The 18058-nt window shown below is 58.4% G+C and carries 12 protein-coding genes; 9 read left to right on the top strand and 3 right to left on the bottom strand.

The genetic code is table 11. The features are described 5' to 3' along the window. Positions 1–160 precede the first annotated feature (160 nt). Genes coaE through uvrB form a run of 3 tightly spaced genes read left to right on the top strand, consistent with a single transcriptional unit; the run spans position 161 to position 3668 of the window. Positions 161–802 carry a dephospho-CoA kinase gene (gene coaE, locus DW732_RS05940; RefSeq protein ID WP_118099048.1) on the top strand — a complete coding sequence of 214 codons (642 nt, stop codon included), beginning with the start codon at positions 161–163 and terminating at the stop codon, positions 800–802. Next, positions 795–1376: a lytic transglycosylase domain-containing protein gene (locus tag DW732_RS05935; protein WP_117735360.1), complete on the top strand. Its 582-nt coding sequence runs from the start codon at positions 795–797 to the stop codon at positions 1374–1376. The genes coaE and DW732_RS05935 overlap by 8 nt, the downstream gene beginning before the upstream one ends. Before the next feature lie 51 nt (positions 1377–1427). Beyond that, entirely contained in the window at positions 1428–3668 is a 2241-nt protein-coding gene (gene uvrB / locus DW732_RS05930) for an excinuclease ABC subunit UvrB (protein ID WP_118099047.1), read from the top strand. A gap of 65 nt (positions 3669–3733) precedes the next feature. Here uvrB and DW732_RS05925 read toward each other — a convergent pair whose 3' ends face one another. From DW732_RS05925 to DW732_RS05915, 3 genes are all read right to left on the bottom strand, one after another. Next, positions 3734–5374: an NAD(P)/FAD-dependent oxidoreductase gene (locus tag DW732_RS05925; RefSeq protein ID WP_118099046.1), complete on the bottom strand. Its 1641-nt coding sequence runs from the start codon at positions 5372–5374 to the stop codon at positions 3734–3736. A gap of 80 nt (positions 5375–5454) precedes the next feature. Continuing rightward, on the bottom strand, positions 5455–6726 hold the full coding sequence (locus tag DW732_RS05920; RefSeq protein WP_118099045.1) for an NAD(P)/FAD-dependent oxidoreductase: 1272 nt from the start codon (positions 6724–6726) through the stop codon (positions 5455–5457). Next, a complete protein-coding gene (locus DW732_RS05915) occupies positions 6727–7557 on the bottom strand; it encodes an Mrp/NBP35 family ATP-binding protein (protein WP_118099044.1) in 831 nt (276 codons plus the stop codon). It lies immediately after the preceding gene. A 260-nt stretch (positions 7558–7817) separates the two neighbouring features. Here DW732_RS05915 and uvrA point away from each other — a divergent pair, with 260 nt between their 5' ends. The 6 genes from uvrA (at position 7818) to DW732_RS05885 (ending at position 18057) form a co-directional block, all read left to right on the top strand. Then, positions 7818–10697 carry an excinuclease ABC subunit UvrA gene (uvrA, locus tag DW732_RS05910; protein WP_118099043.1) on the top strand — a complete coding sequence of 960 codons (2880 nt, stop codon included), beginning with the start codon at positions 7818–7820 and terminating at the stop codon, positions 10695–10697. A gap of 134 nt (positions 10698–10831) precedes the next feature. Then, positions 10832–11332 (top strand): Cys-tRNA(Pro) deacylase, encoded by a 501-nt coding sequence (ybaK, locus tag DW732_RS05905; RefSeq protein ID WP_117735354.1) that lies wholly within the window; start codon positions 10832–10834, stop codon positions 11330–11332. 3 nt (positions 11333–11335) lie between these two features. Beyond that, positions 11336–13018, top strand: a complete 1683-nt coding sequence (gene murJ, locus DW732_RS05900) for a murein biosynthesis integral membrane protein MurJ (protein WP_233505143.1) — start codon at positions 11336–11338, stop codon at positions 13016–13018. Positions 13019–13024: 6 nt separating this feature from the next. Beyond that, the gene (uvrC, locus tag DW732_RS05895; protein WP_117735353.1) at positions 13025–14965 is read left to right on the top strand and encodes an excinuclease ABC subunit UvrC; all 1941 of its coding nucleotides are present in this window, start codon (positions 13025–13027) and stop codon (positions 14963–14965) included. A gap of 364 nt (positions 14966–15329) precedes the next feature. Further along, a complete protein-coding gene (locus DW732_RS05890; RefSeq protein ID WP_117735352.1) occupies positions 15330–16943 on the top strand; it encodes an ABC transporter substrate-binding protein in 1614 nt (537 codons plus the stop codon). Positions 16944–17100: 157 nt separating this feature from the next. Next, positions 17101–18057 carry an ABC transporter permease gene (locus DW732_RS05885; RefSeq protein WP_022094871.1) on the top strand — a complete coding sequence of 319 codons (957 nt, stop codon included), beginning with the start codon at positions 17101–17103 and terminating at the stop codon, positions 18055–18057. Position 18058: the final 1 nt, after the last annotated feature.

The following is an 18058-nucleotide window of genomic DNA, read 5'->3' as shown; positions in this document are numbered from 1 at the left end:
AGAAGGGGGAGGCCTCGCGGCCTCCCCCTTTTTTGCGTTATAGACACGTTGTGCTTTGGGACCTAGCTCCCTCTTATGCGCTCTTACTGTTTGGCTGTATTTTGAGCCCTTCTAGTGTATTTGAGCGATAATTACTCGCATTGGCGTTAGGGAGGGCTTGATGTTTACCGTATTTGTCTTGGGCAATATTGCTTCGGGTAAGTCGACTGCCTGCCGCTATTTCGAATCTCGTGGCGCTATGCTTATCGATCTTGATGAGCTTGCAAAATCGCTGTATGTGCCGGGCTCTGATATCGTCAATGCTCTCGCGGATGAATTCGGTTGGGACATTTTGGATGAGGAAGGCGCCATTCGCCGCAGCATCCTCGCTTCTCGAGCTTTCGCTTCTCCTGATTCGGTCGCAAGGCTCAATGGTATCGTGCATCCCGTTCTCATTAAACAGCTTTCGCTTAGGATTCTCGATCCGGTTTGTTGTACGGTTTCGTCTCCCCGTTATCCCTTTGCGGTAGTCGAGGTTTCTGCTCCGACTGGTTTTGAGGATGCATTTGGCTTGGCTGATGAAATTCTGGTCATCAGCGCTCCTTTGTCAGTTCGTCGCGAGCGTGCTATTCAACGTGGCATGGTGCCATCTGATTTCGATGCCCGTTCTGCTTGCCAGCCCGATGAGTCTGCGCTGCGCGATCTTGCCACAACGGTTATTGATAATGCGGCAGGCGATAACTCGCTCTTTGAACAACTGGATGCATGGCTTGTGCGCCATGGGTTCGGGGATGTTGTGGATAAGGAGGAGGCCGATGCCTAAGACACGTTTCCTTACTTGGTATCGCCTTATACCGCTGGCTGCCGTTTTTGTCTTTGGCCTTATCTCATTCGTTTACTCGTATGCTCCTGCTGCTTTCTTTAAACCGCTGTATCCGATTGACTACGAGGCGTATGTTAAGCAATCCAGCATTTCGCATAGTTTGGATCCGTATTTGGTGTGCGCTGTCATTAAGTCTGAATCGAATTGGGATCCCGAGGCCGAGTCGAATCAAGGTGCTCAGGGATTGATGCAGCTGATGCCCGAGACTGCCCAGGATATGATCGCCAAGGGCCTTGTCGACGGTGGCGAGTATTCGGTCGACAACCTTAACGATCCGGCAACGAATATCGAGTTTGGCTGTGCGTATCTTTCGTATCTTCTAGCGTATTTTAACGGGTCGACTGACAGTGCCATTGCCGCCTATAACGCCGGCATGGGCAATGTCGACGGATGGGCGCAGCAGAGTACGTCGCTTCATAATGCAATTACCTTTCCCGAGACGCAGGCGTATCTGATTCGTGTCAATAATGCCTGGGTTCGCTACAAGACCCTATATCCCGATCGGTTCGTATAGGACTATGCCTGCCGCCTGCGTATACTGCAGATATATGAGTTAGGAGTATCCATGGCGGAATTTGAAGTAGAACGCGTTGGTGGTGAACTTAAGCGCTTTGGCGTTGAAGGCTCTGACGTGCCGTTTAAGGTCGTGTCTCCCTATGACCCTGCAGGCTCTCAGCCTAAAGCCATTGAGTCGCTTGTGCAGGGTGTGAGGGACGGAGACCGCTATCAGGTTTTGCTGGGCGTGACTGGTTCGGGCAAGACCTTCACGATGGCAAAGACTATTGAGGCCTTGGGAAAGCCGACGCTGGTCATGGCTCCGAATAAAACGCTCGCCGCTCAGCTTGCGAGCGAGCTCAAAGAGTTCTTTCCCAACAACGCTGTGGTCTACTTCGTCTCGTACTACGACTACTATCAGCCCGAGGCGTATGTGCCGCAAAGCGATACATATATCGAGAAAGACTCCTCGATTAACGAAGAGGTCGAGATGCTGCGACATCAGGCGACCGCATCGCTGCTCTCTCGACGAGATGTGATTGTCGTCGCATCGGTCTCGTGTATCTATGGCATTGGCTCTCCTGAGGACTATGCGGGCCTAGCCCCGAACGTCGACAAAAAGGTGCCGCTCGAGCGCGATGACTTTATCCATGCACTTATCGACATTCAATATGATCGCAATGACTATGACCTGGCACGCGGCACGTTCCGCGTGCGCGGCGATGTTGTCGACGTGTATCCGCCTTATGCCGAGCATCCGTTGCGGTTTGAGTTCTTTGGCGACGAGGTCGAGCTGATTGCCGAGATCGATGAGGTCACCGGTGAGATGCTTCGTGAGTACGAGGCCATCCCCGTATGGCCGGCATCGCACTACGTGACCGAGAAGCCGAAGGTCAAGGCGGCTCTGAAATCGATCAGCGAAGAGTGCGAGAAGCGCGTGGCGGAGCTCAAGGCGACCGACAAGTTGCTCGAGGCGCAGCGTCTGCAGCAGCGCACCGATTATGATCTTGAGATGCTCGAGACGATGGGCTTTTGCAACGGCATCGAGAACTACTCACGTCATCTGGACGGTCGCAAGCCGGGTGAGCCGCCGTTTACCCTGATCGATTACTTTCCTAAGGACATGCTCTGCATCATCGATGAGAGCCATGTGACGGTGCCGCAGATTCGCGGCATGCACGAAGGTGACCGCTCGCGTAAGGTGACGCTGGTGGAGCATGGTTTTCGCCTGCCCTCGGCGCTCGATAACCGCCCGCTTCGTTTCGATGAGTTTGAGGCAAGGATCCCCCAGTTTATCTATGTTTCGGCCACGCCGGGTGACTATGAGCTGCGAGTGAGCCAAAATGACGTTGAGCAGATCATTCGTCCGACCGGTCTGCTCGATCCCAAGATCGACGTTCGTCCGGTCCGAGGCCAGATTGACGATCTTGAGGACGAGATTCGCGAGCGCGTTGCCCGCAAGGAGCGTGTGCTGGTGACCACGTTGACCAAGCGCATGGCCGAGGACCTGACCGACCACCTGCTTGATGCGGGCATTAAGGTCAATTACATGCACTCCGATACGGCGACGATGGACCGTGTCGAGATCCTGCGAACGCTGCGCGAGGGCAAGATCGATGTTCTCGTTGGCATCAACCTGCTCCGCGAGGGTCTAGACCTTCCCGAGGTCTCGCTGGTGGCAATTCTCGACGCCGATAAGGAAGGCTTCTTGCGCAACCGCCGTTCGTTGATTCAGACGATTGGCCGCGCGGCCCGTAACGCCGACGGCGAGGTCATCATGTATGCAGACGTTGTGACCGATTCGATGAAAGAAGCCATCGAGGAGACGCAGCGCCGTCGCGAGATTCAGATGGCATATAACGAAGACCATGGCATTGTGCCCAAGACGGTCCGCAAGGCCATTAACGACATTTCGAGCTTTATTGCCGAGGCCGAAAAGACTGTGGGCTCGAAGGGACGCTCGAGAGGCGATTCACTGGGTCACGGTGCGTTCTATACACCCGACGAAAACGGCGAGGGCGCCGCGCCGGAGACGTCGGCACCCGAGCAGACGCTTGCCGAGCAGCTGGAAGGGCTACCGCACGACGAGCTCGTGCGGATCGTCGAGACCATGGAGGAAGACATGCGTAACGCCTCCGCCGCCATGGACTTTGAGGAGGCGGCGCGCCTGCGCGATGCCGTCGTTCAGATTCGGGCGATGCTCGAGGGTGCGTCTGAGGACGAGACGATCGAGCGCTTACGTTCGCAGGCCCGCAAGGGTTCCACGTTCGCATCGGGCAGAAAACGCCAGGGTGCACGGTTTAAGAAATAGCGAACAGGCCCCGAGTTCCCTGTGGAGCTCGGGGCCTGTATCCTTTGCGCGCTGGAATTCGTGCGCTAGAGGTCAGCGATTAGGGCTTCGGCACAACGGATGCCGTCGGTGGCCGCGCTCATGATGCCGCCGGCATATCCAGCTCCTTCACCACAAGGGTAGAGGCCCGGGGTCGACACGGCATGGCACGCTCGGTCTCGGGTGACAGTGACCGGTGAGCTCGAACGAGTCTCCACACCGGTAAGAACGGCATCGGGGCGGTCGTAGCCTCGTAGCTTTTTTCCGAGTAGGGGAAGTCCCAGGCGGAGCGACTCGACGATATGCTGCGGGAGGGCATCGTCGATCGCCGTCCAGGTCACGCCAAGTGGATAGGTTGGTTTTACCTTTCCGGGTGCCGTGCTGGCGCGTCCTGCGAGGAAATCTCCGACGAGCTGTGCCGGTGCGTTCCAGTTGGAACCGCCCAGGCGATAGGCAGCCGCCTCGCAGGCACGCTGGAGCTCGATGCCGGCGAGCGGGCCATCGTTGGGAAGGTCCTCAGGCGTGACGTTAACGAGCAGAGCGGCATTTGCGTTGCGTCCGTCGCGGGCATTGAGACTGGCCCCGTTGACGCACAGATGGCACGGTTCTGAAGAGGCGGCAACAACCTGTCCGCCGGGGCACATGCAAAACGAGAACACGCTGCGGCCGTTGGGAAGATGGGCAACAAGTTTGTAAGGGGCCGCCCCGAGCGCTGGATGTCCCGCCGAGGCTCCATATTGGGCTCGGTCGATGTCGCGCTGCGGATGCTCGATGCGAACGCCCATGGCAAAGGTCTTTTGTGCGAGGGTCACGTTGTGGTCCTTAAGGAGCTCAAAAATATCGCGAGCAGAATGCCCGCAGGCGAGGATGAGGTGCTTTGTCTCGATTGGCTCGCAAGCGGCGTCTTGGGACGATTGGACATCAATACCGGTGATGGCGCCAGACACGTCGATGCGAATGTTGACGAGCCTCGTTCGATAACAGACGACACCTCCGAGCTGCTCGATGCGCTGGGATATAGCGGTGACAACCTTGGGAAGGATGTCGGAGCCAATGTGCGGCTTGGCATCCCACAGAATATCGCGGGGTGCACCCGCCTCGACGAAGGTTTCGAGGATAAGGCGATGGGCGGGATTTTTGGTTCCCGTATTGAGCTTGCCGTCCGAGAAGGTTCCCGCGCCGCCCAGGCCAAACTGGATATTGCTCTCGGGGTCGAGGATGCGCTCCTTTAGAAAGAGGTCGATCGCCTGCGAGCGGCGAAATGCCGGGTCGCCGCGCTCGATGAGCAAGGGCTTAAGACCTGCTTCGGCGAGCGTAAGCGCAGCGAAAAGGCCGGCACATCCGGCGCCGACAACGACGGGGCGTTCTTTGGGTGCGCCGGAAACGGGGGAGGGGAATGAAGGCCCATCGTCTTCTATCGCGCGTACGCGCGAGCGGTCGCGCTCGGCAACGTTGCCGACCGCTTCTCGCTCGAGGTGGGGACTAGTCAGCTCAACACGAAATCTCAGGATAAAATGGACGTCTCGTTTTTTGCGAGCGTCGATTGACTTGCGGTGGAGCTCGATGGACTTGATCTCGGAGTCCTTGCAACGTAGGACGCGCTTGGCGACTCGCTTGCCAACAATGAGGCAGGCATTTTCATCGCCGGCTTCATCGAGCGACGCGTTGACTTGGGTGATTTCGATCATCGAGGTCTCCTTAGAGGCAAGAAAGAGGCCGTCCGGTATCCCAGACGGCCCGAATGCGTTTTTGATTATAGACTGCGTGGCTACAGGCTGCTTGCAGCGCGAATGCCCGAGAGCCAGGCCCACGCAAGGTTAAAGCCTCCACAATCGGCGTCGATGTCGAGCGCTTCGCCGCAGACGTAAAGCGGGGCGTCGACAACGCTGCGCGCGCGTAAACTGGGTGTTGAGATGCTCTCGACAGATACGCCACCACGCGTGACCTGCGCAGAGCGTTCCTCGGCTGTTCCCTCGACGAGCAACTTAAAGTGCTTGAGGATCGAGACCAGGTGGATGACATCATTGGAGCCTGGATGGCACTGCTCGAACGCTGTGCAGACGACGCGGGAGAGTTGCGGGGCGAGCATGCCGTCGAGCCAACGGGGATTGCGGGGCGAAAAACTACCGAGCAGCTCAACGCGCCGGTTGAGCGTATCGAGCAATTCGTCTTTGGAGAGGTCGGGGAAAACGTCGAGCAGGATCGTATCGCCGCGCTGGATACGACGGGAGAGGTTGAAGACAGCGACGCCCGAGATGCCGAAGGTTCGAAACAGCACTTCACCGTCTTCGTGCCAGAGCTCACTATGGTTACGGGCGAGCGTCAAGCGGGCGCGGACGCGCAGGCCATCCAACGTCTTGAGTGCCGCCCTATCGCCAACGACCGTTGCCGAAACGGGGCAGAGGATGGGGCGCAGCGAAGTGAGGGGGAGGCGAAACGTATCGGCGATACCGGTGGGGCTGCCGCCCGTGGCGATAATTACGGCATGTGCCTGCAGGGTCTCGTTCTTGCGAGGGACATCGACGAGCGCTTTCCGAAGCGAGCGGAGCTCCGATTTTCGGTCGTCGTGCCTTTTTGCCTTGAGCGCCCGCGCTGGACGGTCTATTTGGAGTACCCAGCCTTCGGAAGCTTCGTGCGCCGAGGCAACGTTGGCTCCGCAGATTAAGGTGATACCTAGGCGGTCGCAAACGTTGAGAAGCGCGTCGCGAACCGATTCGGCGCGAAGGGAGCGCGGGTACAGTCGGCCTTCCTCGGAGGTTGTCATGATGCCCAGCGAGGAGAAGAAACCCATAAGCTCTTGTTCGGGCTGGGGGCCCATGACGGATTCAACGAATGCGGGGTGGTTATACCGCTGAGGATCAATCGATTCGTTGGAGAGGTTGCAGCGGCCGTTACCGGTCGCAAGGAGCTTAAGGCCACTGGCGACATCGCGCTCAACGATGCAGACGCTTTTGCCAGCGCGTGCAGCCGTAATGGCAGCGGCGAGGCCTGAAGCTCCGCCGCCGATTACCAGGACGTCATAGAAGGCGCTCGCGTTCACTTAGGCCTCGTCGGTCTCGTGCGGGGTAATGGCCTCGACGGCAGAGACTGCCTTGGGCAACATGCCATCGGGCAGCGCGGTCTCGACCTCGCCCTTATCGCAGGCCTCAGCGAGTGCCGGATTAATGGGAAGCTGGCCCAAGATGGCGAGTTTATAGCGATCTGCGACCTCGGGGAGCTTGCTCTTGCCAAAGACCTCAATCTTCTTGCCGCAGTCGGGGCACTCAATATAGCTCATGTTCTCGACAATGCCCAGAATGGGGACGTTCATCTTCTCGGCCATGTTGACCGCTTTGGCGACGATCATCGAGACCAGATCCTGCGGGCTCGTGACGACGACGATGCCGTCGACGGGCAGCGACTGGAAGACGGTGAGCGCGACGTCGCCTGTTCCCGGAGGCATGTCGACCAGCAGGTAGTCGATGGGGCCCCACGAGGTCTCGCTCCAGAACTGCCTAATGGCGCCTGCGATGACCGGACCGCGCCAAAGGACGGGGTCGGTCTCGTTTTGGAGCAGCAGGTTGGAGCTCATGACCTTGACGCCGTGCTCGGAGATTTCGGGCAGCATAAGGTTGCCAAGGGCATGGACGTGGCGTCCGCTCATACCGAACATCTTGGGGATGGAGGGACCGGTAATGTCGGCATCGAGAACGCCGACCTTGTGACCGTGGCGGGCGAGCTCGGTGGCGATGGCACCGGTGACAAACGACTTGCCGACACCGCCCTTGCCGGAAAGCACGGCGATGACGCGCTTGACCTCGGACAGCGTGTTCTCCTCAAATTCCTGCGGTGCGGTTTGTCCGCCAGCGGCCTGTGCGTGTTCGCAACCCATGTATGACTCCTTTGTATATGTTGGGGCCGGGGCCCCGCGATGTGACACAAGCGTCATTGTACCCTCGTTTGCGAGCGGGAGTCATTTGTGATGAGCGGCGGGCGATCGATGGCATTCGAAAGCATGGGTCGGGTATGCGACGTGCGCGTGTCAGATAAAGCAAAAGGTCTGAGAATCTTATATCACGAACATCTGTGCGCGTTGAGTGCGCTAAACTCATCGACGGTGTGATTTGAAGTTATAGGAGGCAAGGAGCTTCCATGTCTGATTCTTCTATCGTTATTCGCGGCGCTCGTGAGCACAACCTCCGTGATATCGATGTTTCCATTCCGCGTGACCAACTCGTGGTCATTACCGGTCTTTCTGGCTCGGGCAAGAGTTCGTTGGCATTCGACACTATCTATGCCGAGGGCCAGCGTCGATACGTCGAGAGCCTTTCGAGCTATGCGCGCCAGTTCTTGGGCCAGATGGACAAACCCGACTTGGATTCAATCGACGGCCTTTCGCCGGCGGTGTCGATCGACCAAAAGACGACGTCTAAAAACCCTCGCTCGACGGTTGGCACCGTAACCGAGATTTACGACTATCTGCGCCTGCTGTTCGCCCGTGTGGGCACCCCTCACTGTCCCGAATGCGGCCGCGTCATTGAGCGCCAGACGACCGACCAGGTTGCCGACAAGGTCTTGGCCGCGGGGGAGGGTCGCCGCGCGTTTGTGCTGGCACCGGTGGTGCGCGGGCGAAAAGGCGAGTACACTAAACTGTTTGAGGACCTTCGCGCCGAGGGCTTTAGCCGCGTGCGTGTCGACGGTGAAGTGCGCTCGCTCGACGATCCGATCGATCTGGACAAGAAGTTTAAGCACGATATCGAGGTCGTGGTCGATCGTATCGTGATCCGCGAGAACTCTCTGGGCCGTATCGCCGAGTCTGTTGAGCAGGCGACCGCGCTGGCTCACGGCAATGTAAACGTGTACATGCTGCCCGATCGTGATGCTCCCGAGGGGACCGAGGGCGAGCTGCTGGAGTATTCGTTGGCCTTGGCGTGCCCGGAGCATGGACACTCCATTGACGATCTTCAGCCGCGTGATTTTTCGTTCAACGCGCCCTATGGCGCGTGCCCCGAGTGCGATGGCCTGGGCTTTAAGAAGACGGTCGATGCCGAAGCGCTAATCGAAGACCCCTCGAAGTCGATCGCCGACGGGGTCTTTGGCAGCCTGTTTGGCAACTCTAACTACTATCCGCAGATTTTCGCTGCGGTCTGCAAACACTTTAAGGTGAGCGTCGGTACGCCGTGGGAGGATCTGCCTCCGCGGGTGCGTCGCGCGTTTTTAGACGGCATGGGCGACCAGAAGATTTCGGTCGACTATCAAAAGCTCGATGGGCGTCGCAGCCAGTGGGACACCAAGTTCTCGGGCGTGCGCAATATCCTGTACGAGCGCTATAACGAGACGACGAATGAGAACACCAGGGCGCGCTTGGAGAAGTACATTCGCGAGGAGCCGTGCTCGAGTTGCCATGGTGCTCGTCTGCGCCCCGAGATGCTCGCCGTTACCGTAGGCGGTAAGTCCATTTACGAGGTCTGCTGCCTGTCGTGCCGCGAGTCGCTCGAGTTTTTTGAGGGCCTGGAGCTTACCGAGCGCCAACAATTTATCGGCGGGCGCATTGTTAAGGAAATCCTGGAGCGCCTGCGCTTTCTGGTCGATGTCGGACTCGACTATCTGACCCTCGACCGTGCCTCGGCGACGCTTTCCGGAGGCGAGGCCCAGCGCATTCGCCTGGCAACGCAGATCGGCGCCGGTCTCATGGGTGTCCTGTACATTTTGGACGAGCCATCGATCGGCCTTCATCAGCGCGATAACGAGCGCCTGATCAAGACACTTGAGCGCCTGCGCGATATCGGCAACACCGTCATCGTCGTCGAGCATGATGAGGATACGATTCGTGCTGCCGACTATGTGATCGACATGGGCCCCGGCGCGGGCGTGAACGGCGGACACGTGGTCGCCGCGGGAACGCCTGCCGATATCATGGCGTGCCCCGATTCGATGACGGGTGCCTACCTGACTGGCAAGCGAATGATTCGGGTTCCCGACAAGCGCCGCAAGCCCGGTCGCGGCTGCCTTAAGATCACGGGCGCCCGTGCCAACAACCTCAAAAACGTTACCGCCAAGATTGAGTTCGGTACGCTTACGGTCGTTACCGGCGTGTCGGGATCGGGCAAGAGCTCCCTGGTTACCGACACCATCGCGCCTGCCCTTACGAATGCCATTCATCGCTCGACGCGTCCCGTGGGCCCGTACAAAAAGCTCGAGGGTATCGAGTGCATCGATAAGGTGATCGACATTGACCAGTCGCCGATCGGCCGCACACCGCGTTCCAATCCCGCTACGTACATTGGCCTGTGGGATGATCTGCGCGCGCTGTTTGCGAGCACACCGGAGTCGAAGGCGCGCGGCTACTCGCCCGGACGTTTCTCCTTTAACGTGAGCGGCGGCCGCTGCGAAGCATGCAAGGGCGACGGACAAATCAAGATCGAGATGCACTTCCTTCCCGATATCTATGTCCCCTGCGAGGTCTGCGGCGGCAAGCGCTATAATCGCGAGACGCTTGAGGTCACCTACCGTGGTAAGACCATCTCTGACGTGCTCGACATGAGCGTCACCGAGGCGCTGGCTTTCTTTGGCAATATTCCTCAGATTAAGCGTAAGCTCCAGACTCTGTATGATGTGGGCTTGGGTTATGTGAGCTTGGGCCAGCCGGCAACGACGCTTTCGGGTGGCGAGGCACAGCGCGTAAAGCTCGCCAAGGAACTCCACCGCCGTCAGACGGGTAAGACGTTCTACATTCTGGATGAGCCGACGACCGGTCTCCATTTTGAGGATGTCCGCCAGCTGCTCGACGTGCTGCAGCGCCTGGTCGATGCGGGCAACACGGTTCTGGTGATCGAGCACAATCTCGATGTCATCAAGGTTGCCGACCGTCTGATCGATATGGGCCCCGAGGGCGGCAATGGCGGCGGAACTGTCGTGGTCTCGGGTACGCCAGAGCAGGTCGCGGCATGTTCACAGAGTTACACGGGCAAGTTCTTGGCCCCGCTGCTCGAGCGCGACCGCGAGCGTCAAGCACAACTCGACGCCCAGTAAAGAGACGCCGTCATGCGAGAAGCGCCACCGATTCCTTTCGATTCGGTGGCGCTTCTGTGTGTCGAGATGACGTATGCGGCTACATTGGACATATACTTAGGCGTTACGTTCGAATGCGAGGGAAGGGACATGCCATGGCAAAGGCTGCAAAGACGCCGAAAACCAATGCGATGCGCGAGCTGGAAAACGCCGGCATCTCCTATATTCTCCATACGTATGAAGACGATGGCGATGAGTCGGCGGGTTTAGGCGTTGCAATTTCGGAACAACTTGGCGAGGAGCCTGGCCAGGGTTTTAAGACCTTGGTTTGCGTGGCGCCGTCCAATGAACACGTTGTGTGCTGTATTCCCGTTGCCGACGAGCTTGACCTAAAGGCCGCCGCGCGCGCCGCTGGCGAAAAGTCGCTGACCATGATGCATGTTAAGGACTTGCTTGCCGCGACGGGGTATGTCCGGGGCGGCTGCAGTCCAGTCGGCATGAAAAAACGCTTTCGGACGCTGATCGATGAGACATGCGTCCTTTGGGATACCATTTTTATCTCAGGCGGTAAGCGTGGCTATCAGCTTGAGCTTGCCCCCGACGACTTAGTTGCATTTTGCGGGGCGACGGTTGCCCCGATCACGAGAGAGGACTGAACGATGCCGCAGGAAGAATCGAAGCGCGGGGCTCACTTTGCAAAGCGTTCGGCTTCTCAGACGCCCGCGCCTGAGGCTTCTTCGTCGCGAGATGACACTGACGACATGGGCTCGTCGGACTACTCCACGGTTGGTCGTTCCGCCGGGCTTATGACCATCCTGACCATCGTGTCTCGCGTCACCGGTTTTATCCGCACGTGGGCAATGGCGGCAGCTATCGGCATGTCGCTACTCTCGTCCTCCTATCAGGTCGCCAACAACCTGCCCAATATGCTCTACGAACTCGTGATGGGCGGCATGCTCGTGACGGCTTTTTTGCCCGTGTACATGGGCGTGAGGCGTGAGCAGGGTCGCGAGGCCTCGAACGAGTACGTGGGCAACCTGCTTGGTATTCTGCTTTTGGTGCTGGGTGGCATTTCGTTGCTGGGGACTGTGTTCGCCCCGGGCTTTATCTGGACGCAATCGTTCCTTTCGGGTGACGGCGGCAGCATGGATACCGCTGCGTTCATGTTCCGTTTCTTTGCCATCCAGATTCTGTTTTATGGTTTGGGCTCGGTGTTCTCGGGCGTTCTCAACGCACACCGCGACTACTTCTGGTCGACGTTTGCCCCGGTCCTCAACAATGTGATCGTCATTGCGAGCTTTATGGGTTTTGCGCCCGTGTCCGCACAGCTTGGCGAACGTGCCGGCATCATCTTGATTGCGGCCGGTACGACCCTCGGTGTCTTTGTTCAGATGGCATGTCAGATCCCCGCGCTTGGTAAGCACGGCGTGCATCCCCATATCCATATCGACTTTAAGGACCCCGCACTGCGCCAGACGATTGCGCTCGGTATCCCGACGCTGCTCGCCACAGTGTGCATGTTTGTCTCGACTTCTATCACCAACGCTGCCGCGCTGGTGGTCCAGCCCGAGACTGGTCCTTCCGTCATCGCCTATGCGCGTCTGTGGTACACGCTGCCCTACGCGCTGATTGCCGCCTCGCTTTCGACGGCGCTCTATACCGAGCTTTCTCACGACGCACAGGAGAAGGATTACGACAGCGTTCGCACGGGCATTTCGCGTGGCGTCGCCCAGATGCTGTTCTTCCTGATTCCGTTCACGCTGTACCTGATTGTCTTCGCGCGTCCGCTCAACATGATTTACTGTGCCGGCAAGTTTGATGAGTCCGGCGTGGCGCTGGTGTCCGAGTTCCTTGTCTACCTGGCGTTCTCGCTGCCGCTCTACGGCGTGGTCGTATTGATGCAGAAGAGCTTCTCTGCCTTGCTCGACATGAAGCCCTATAGCCGCTATTGCCTGTATTCCGCCATCGGCCAGGCCGGCTCGGTTCTGCTGTTTGGCGTTGTGCTGGGCTTCGGTATGCCGGCAATCGCGCTTTCGTATGTCGTTGACTACGTGATCTTGGTCGGTTGTTCGCTGTGGTGGCTGCGTCGTCGTCTGCGTGGCCTTCAGGTCAAATCTATCCTGCATGGCGGTTTCTTTGGCCTTTTGCTCGGTGGCCTGGGTGCTGCCGCAGGCGCCGGCGTCATGTGGGCGCTTGAGCACTTTGTCGGGGCACTTGGCGGCTCGATTCTGATTACTCTTGGCTACGTTTGCGTTGCGGGTGTCGTCTCGCTTGCTGTTACCTTTGGCCTTGCCGTCGTTCTTAAGATGCCCGAGGTCTCGGCGCTGCTTCGTCGCAAGTAGGTGCGCATGGTCGGTCACGACAACATTCCAACGCTTGCCGAGCAGGTTTCGCGCGTTCCCACGCAGCCCGGCTGCTACCTTTGGAAAGACGCCAAGGGCGATGTCATCTACGTGGGCAAGGCGAAAAACCTACGCGCCCGCATGCGTCAATACGTGACACTGCAGGATGAGCGTCAAAAGATCCCGCTGATGATGCAGCTGGTGGCGAGCTTTGACTATATCGTGGTGGAGACCGAGCATGAGGCGTTGGTGCTCGAGCGCAATTTGATTGGTCAGTACCATCCGTACTTTAACGTCGACCTCAAGGATGACAAGAGCTACCCCTTTATCGCCATTACAAAGGGCGACCTGTATCCCGCTATCAAATACACGCGTGAGCGTCATAAGCCGGGAACGCGCTATTTTGGACCCTATACCGATAGCCGTGCGGCACGTGAGACGATAGATACGCTGCGCAAGGTTATTCCCATTTGCTCCGCATCCTGTGCGGAGTGGCGTCGTTGCCGCCGTATCGTCGAGTCCCACAAGGGCGAGGAAGACATCGTCAATATGATTTGCGCGCAAAACGGGCGCCCCTGCTTTGACTACCATGTCGGGCGCGGACCGGGTGCGTGTGTCGGTGCGATTTCCCCGGCAGACTATGCCAAGAACGTCAAGCGTGTCGAGCGCTTTTTGTCGGGCCATCGCAAGGATGTCGTCGATGAGCTGACCTCCGAGATGACGGATGCCGCCGAGGCGCTCGACTTTGAGCGCGCGGCACGCGTCAAACGTCGTTTGGAGGTCATCAGGGGTCTGGACGATCGTCAGCAAGTCGTTTTTCCCTCCAGTGTCGATATCGATGTCATCGGTTTCTATCGCGAAGAGACCATCTCCGCCGCTTGCGTCTTCGTCGTTCGCGAGGGCCGAACAGTTCGCACCTGCGAGTTCATTCTCGACAAGGGTCTTGATGTTGACGAGGAAGAGCTCCAGTCGGGCTTTCTTAAACGCTATTACGATGAGACGGCTGATATTCCAGCTGAGGTCAACCTCTCCGTCGAGCTTGAGGATGCGGAGGCGCTGGGGGAGTGGCTTGCAGGCAAGCGCGAGCGTTCCTGCCATCTCCATAGGCCGCAGCGTGGCGAAAAGCACCGTTTGCTCGCTATGGCATCCAAAAATGCGCGCCATGCCCTCATGCGCTACATGATGCGAACGGGGTACGCTGACGACCGCACCAATCAAGCGCTCCTGGAGCTCGAAAGCGCGCTGGCGCTGCCGGCGCCGCCGATGCGTATCGAGTGCTTCGATATCTCGACGCTGCACGGAACCTTTACCGTCGCCTCGATGGTAGTGTTTACCAACGGGCGCGCTGACAAGAGCCAGTACCGTCGTTTTAAAATTCAGGCCGAATTGGACGAGGCAAACGACTTCGTGTCGATGTCCGAGGTTTTGGGACGACGCTACGCTCCCGAACGCATGGCCGATGAGCGCTTTGGCTCGCGGCCCGATCTGCTTGTTGTCGACGGCGGCAAACCGCAATTGACGGCTGCGATCAAACAACTTGAGGCCCTGGGGCTCGATATACCAGTTTGCGGCTTGGCAAAGGCCGATGAGGAGGTTTTCGTGCCTTGGGACGAGACGCCCGTCGTGCTGCCGACCGGGTCTGCTTCGCTCTATCTAATCAAACAGGTTCGCGATGAATCGCACCGTTTTGCAATTACATTCCATCGCGAGCTGCGCGATAAGGCCATGACGGTTTCGATACTCGATGACGTTCCAGGGGTGGGACCCACCAGAAAACGTGCCATTATGCGTCATTTTGGCTCGATGAAGCGTTTGCGCGCGGCGAGCGAGCAAGAGATCGCGGAAGTTCGAGGCATTCCTGCCGATGTCGCCAAAGCGGTTCACGAGACGCTCGTTGCGTGGGATGCCGAGCGTTCCGGGGCGGCGGCAAAGCAATCCGAAAACTAAACACGAGCCTAAACAGCTGATATACATGATTGCGCGATTTTCAACCATTTATTTCGCCATGATTGCCTGCTGGTTTCGGGTTTTATTAACGGTAAAACGTTTGACTAACCCAAGTGAAAACCCTGATATCCTGCGGGTTGACGAAGACTGATATCTCACCTCGTCGATACATACTGTCTGGCGAATCATTTGTCAATGAATTCGGTGAACGGTAGTAAATACCGTTCAAGCGGATGTATGTATCGGTCGCCGAGCGCGGCACCTCAGTTGGGTTCGTCGGTAGGTAAGGTATATATCGTCCGCAAGTTGCGCGGGGGCAAGTCTAGGTGCTCCCGAGTAAGATTCTCTATTGATAGGAGAAGAGATGGCCATCATCAACAAGGGTATGTCCAGGCGTTCGTTCCTCGGCCTCACCGGCAGCGTCGCTGCTGTCGCCGGCCTTGGTCTCACTGGCTGCGGTGGCAGCTCTAGCGACGAGGGTTCCGCTTCCGGCTCCACCGATTCCGCCAACCGTGGCGGCGGCGTGATCACCGCTGGTTCCGCTTACGCTCCGTCCAGCTTCGATCCCGCCACCACCGGTTCCGCTGTTGGCCTGGGTGCCAACTGGCATGTCATCGAGGGCCTCTACGGCATCGATTACCACGACTACAGCACTTTCAACGAGCTCGCTACTGACGATCCCAAGTCTGTGGATGACACCACCTTCGAGGTCACCATCCGTAAGGGCGCCAAGTTCTCCGATGGTACTGAGGTCACCGCTGACGACGTTGTGGCTTCCTACAACGCTTGCGCCGCTTCCGCTACCTATGCTCCGTTCTTCCAGCCTTTCGAGTCCATCGAGGCCAAGGACGCCAGCACCGTGACGGTCAAGACCAAGGTCCCCAACTTCTCCCTGCTCAAGGATCGTCTGGCCATCATCCGCGTTACCCCGGCCACCCAGGCCGAGGAGGATCGCGCCAAGCAGCCGATCGGCTCCGGCCCCTGGATGTACGATGCCATCTCCGACACCGAGATCACCCTGGTTCCCAACCCCGAGTACAACGGTGAGTATGCTGCCGAGGACGAGAAGATCCAGTACAGCATCCTGACCGACCCCACCGCTCGCGTCACTGCTCAGCAGGAAGGCTCCACGCTCGTCATGGAGCTCGTTACCGCTGACGCCGTCGATCAGCTCGAGAGCGCTGGCTGCAAGATTGACAACGTTCAGGGCTTCGGTACCCGCTTCATCATGTTCAACGTCGCCAAGGCGCCTTGGAACGACGTCAAGGTCCGTCAGGCCGTTATGTATGCGCTCGACACCGAGAAGATGATCAGCAACACCTTCGCCGGCCTTGCTACCGCCGCCAGCTGCTACCTGCCCAAGAGCTTTACCAACTATCATGAGGCCTCCACGGTGTACAAGACCGACGCCAAGAAGGCTAAGAAGCTCATCGAGGAGTCCGGCATCACCCCGGGCGCCATCACCCTGCGCACCACCGATAACGAGCAGATCAAGGGCATGGCTGCCCAGGTCAAGAACGACCTTGACGCTCTCGGCTTCGATGTGACCATCCAGACCGATACCTCGCCGGCCACCTACGCCGCCATCGACGGCGGCGAGGCTTACGATATCCTCCTTGCCCCTGGCGATCCTTCCTGCTTCGGCGCTGACCCCGACCTGCTGCTCAACTGGTGGTTTGGCGACAACGTCTGGATGCAGACCCGTTGCCCGTGGAAGGAGTCCGCTGAGTGGGAGAAGCTCCACGGACTCATGGACGAGGCTCTTGCCGCCGAGGGCGACGAGCAGCAGAAGAAGTGGAACGAGTGCTTCGACATCATCGCCGACAACGCCGTTCTGTACCCCGTTGTCCACGTCAAGACCGTCTCCGCTTCTTGGGACGATCCGTCCACCGCGCCCAACGGCGAGGCCCTCGATGGTTTCAAGGGCATCGGCACGACGAGCATGTCCTTTAAGGGCGTCGCGACCGTCAAGGCGTAAGACTCGCTTGAGTCTATATGCAGGATACCGGTCGTTGAGACCGTATCCTCATAGTTGAAACAAAGACCCGGGCGGCAACGATGTCGCTCGGGTCTTGTAATGAGTATCCGTACTCATATACCAGTTGGTCCTACCGACAAAAGAAAGGGGAGAGAACGTGAACAACTTTCTACGTTTGATTGGAAGGCGTCTTGTCGCGCTGCCGATCATGGCATTGGGCGTCACCGTCCTGGTGTTCTTCCTTATGTCGTTCTCCAAGACCGACCCCGCCTACACGGCGTTGGGTGACGGTGCCTCGCCCGAGGCGGTTGCCGAGTACCATGAGAAGTATGGTCTGGACGACCCCTGGCCCGTGCGTTATGTGCGCTATATGGGTGACTTGATCCACGGCGACATGGGCACCTACGGCGCTGCTCGCAACTCTGTTGCCAAGCGCATCTCCACGGCCCTGCCCGTCACGATGCAGCTGACCTTTATCGGTCTTGCCATCGGCGCGGTCGTTTCGTTTTTGCTCGGCGTCATCGCGGCGCTGTATCGCGATAAATGGCCGGACCAAGTGATCCGCGTCTTTTCCATTGCCGGCTTGGCAACCCCGTCGTTCTGGCTTGCCGTTCTGTTGATTTTGCTGTTCTCTTCCTACCTTAAGGTGCTCCCGGCATCGGGCGCCCTGCCTCACTTCACCACGAATCCGGCTGGTTATCTGGGACGCATGATCATGCCCGCCATCGCCTTGGCATTTCCGCTGACGGGCCAGATGACTCGTATCGTGCGTACCGCCATGGTCGAGGAGCTCGATAAGGACTATGTCCGTATGGCTCGCGGTGCCGGCGTTCCCGAAAAGGTCGTCGTCGGTATCAACGTTCTTCGCAATGCGCTGATTACCCCGGTCACCACCCTCGGCCTTAAGATCGGCTACCTCATGGGCGGTGCCGTCGTCATTGAGGTTATCTTCAACCTCCCGGGCATGGGTACCGCGATTCTGCAGGGCGTTCAGGGCAACGAGGCGAACTTGGTTCAGGGCGTCGTCATCGTCGTTGCTCTTGCCTTCATCATCATCAACATCGTGGTTGACATGCTCTACCTGCTCATCAACCCGCGCATCAGGACGGTGTAGA

It is taken from the genome of Collinsella sp. AM28-11LB (genome assembly GCF_003469895.1).
GTDB lineage: Bacteria > Actinomycetota > Coriobacteriia > Coriobacteriales > Coriobacteriaceae > Collinsella.
This window is presented reverse-complemented; position numbering and strand designations above follow the sequence as displayed.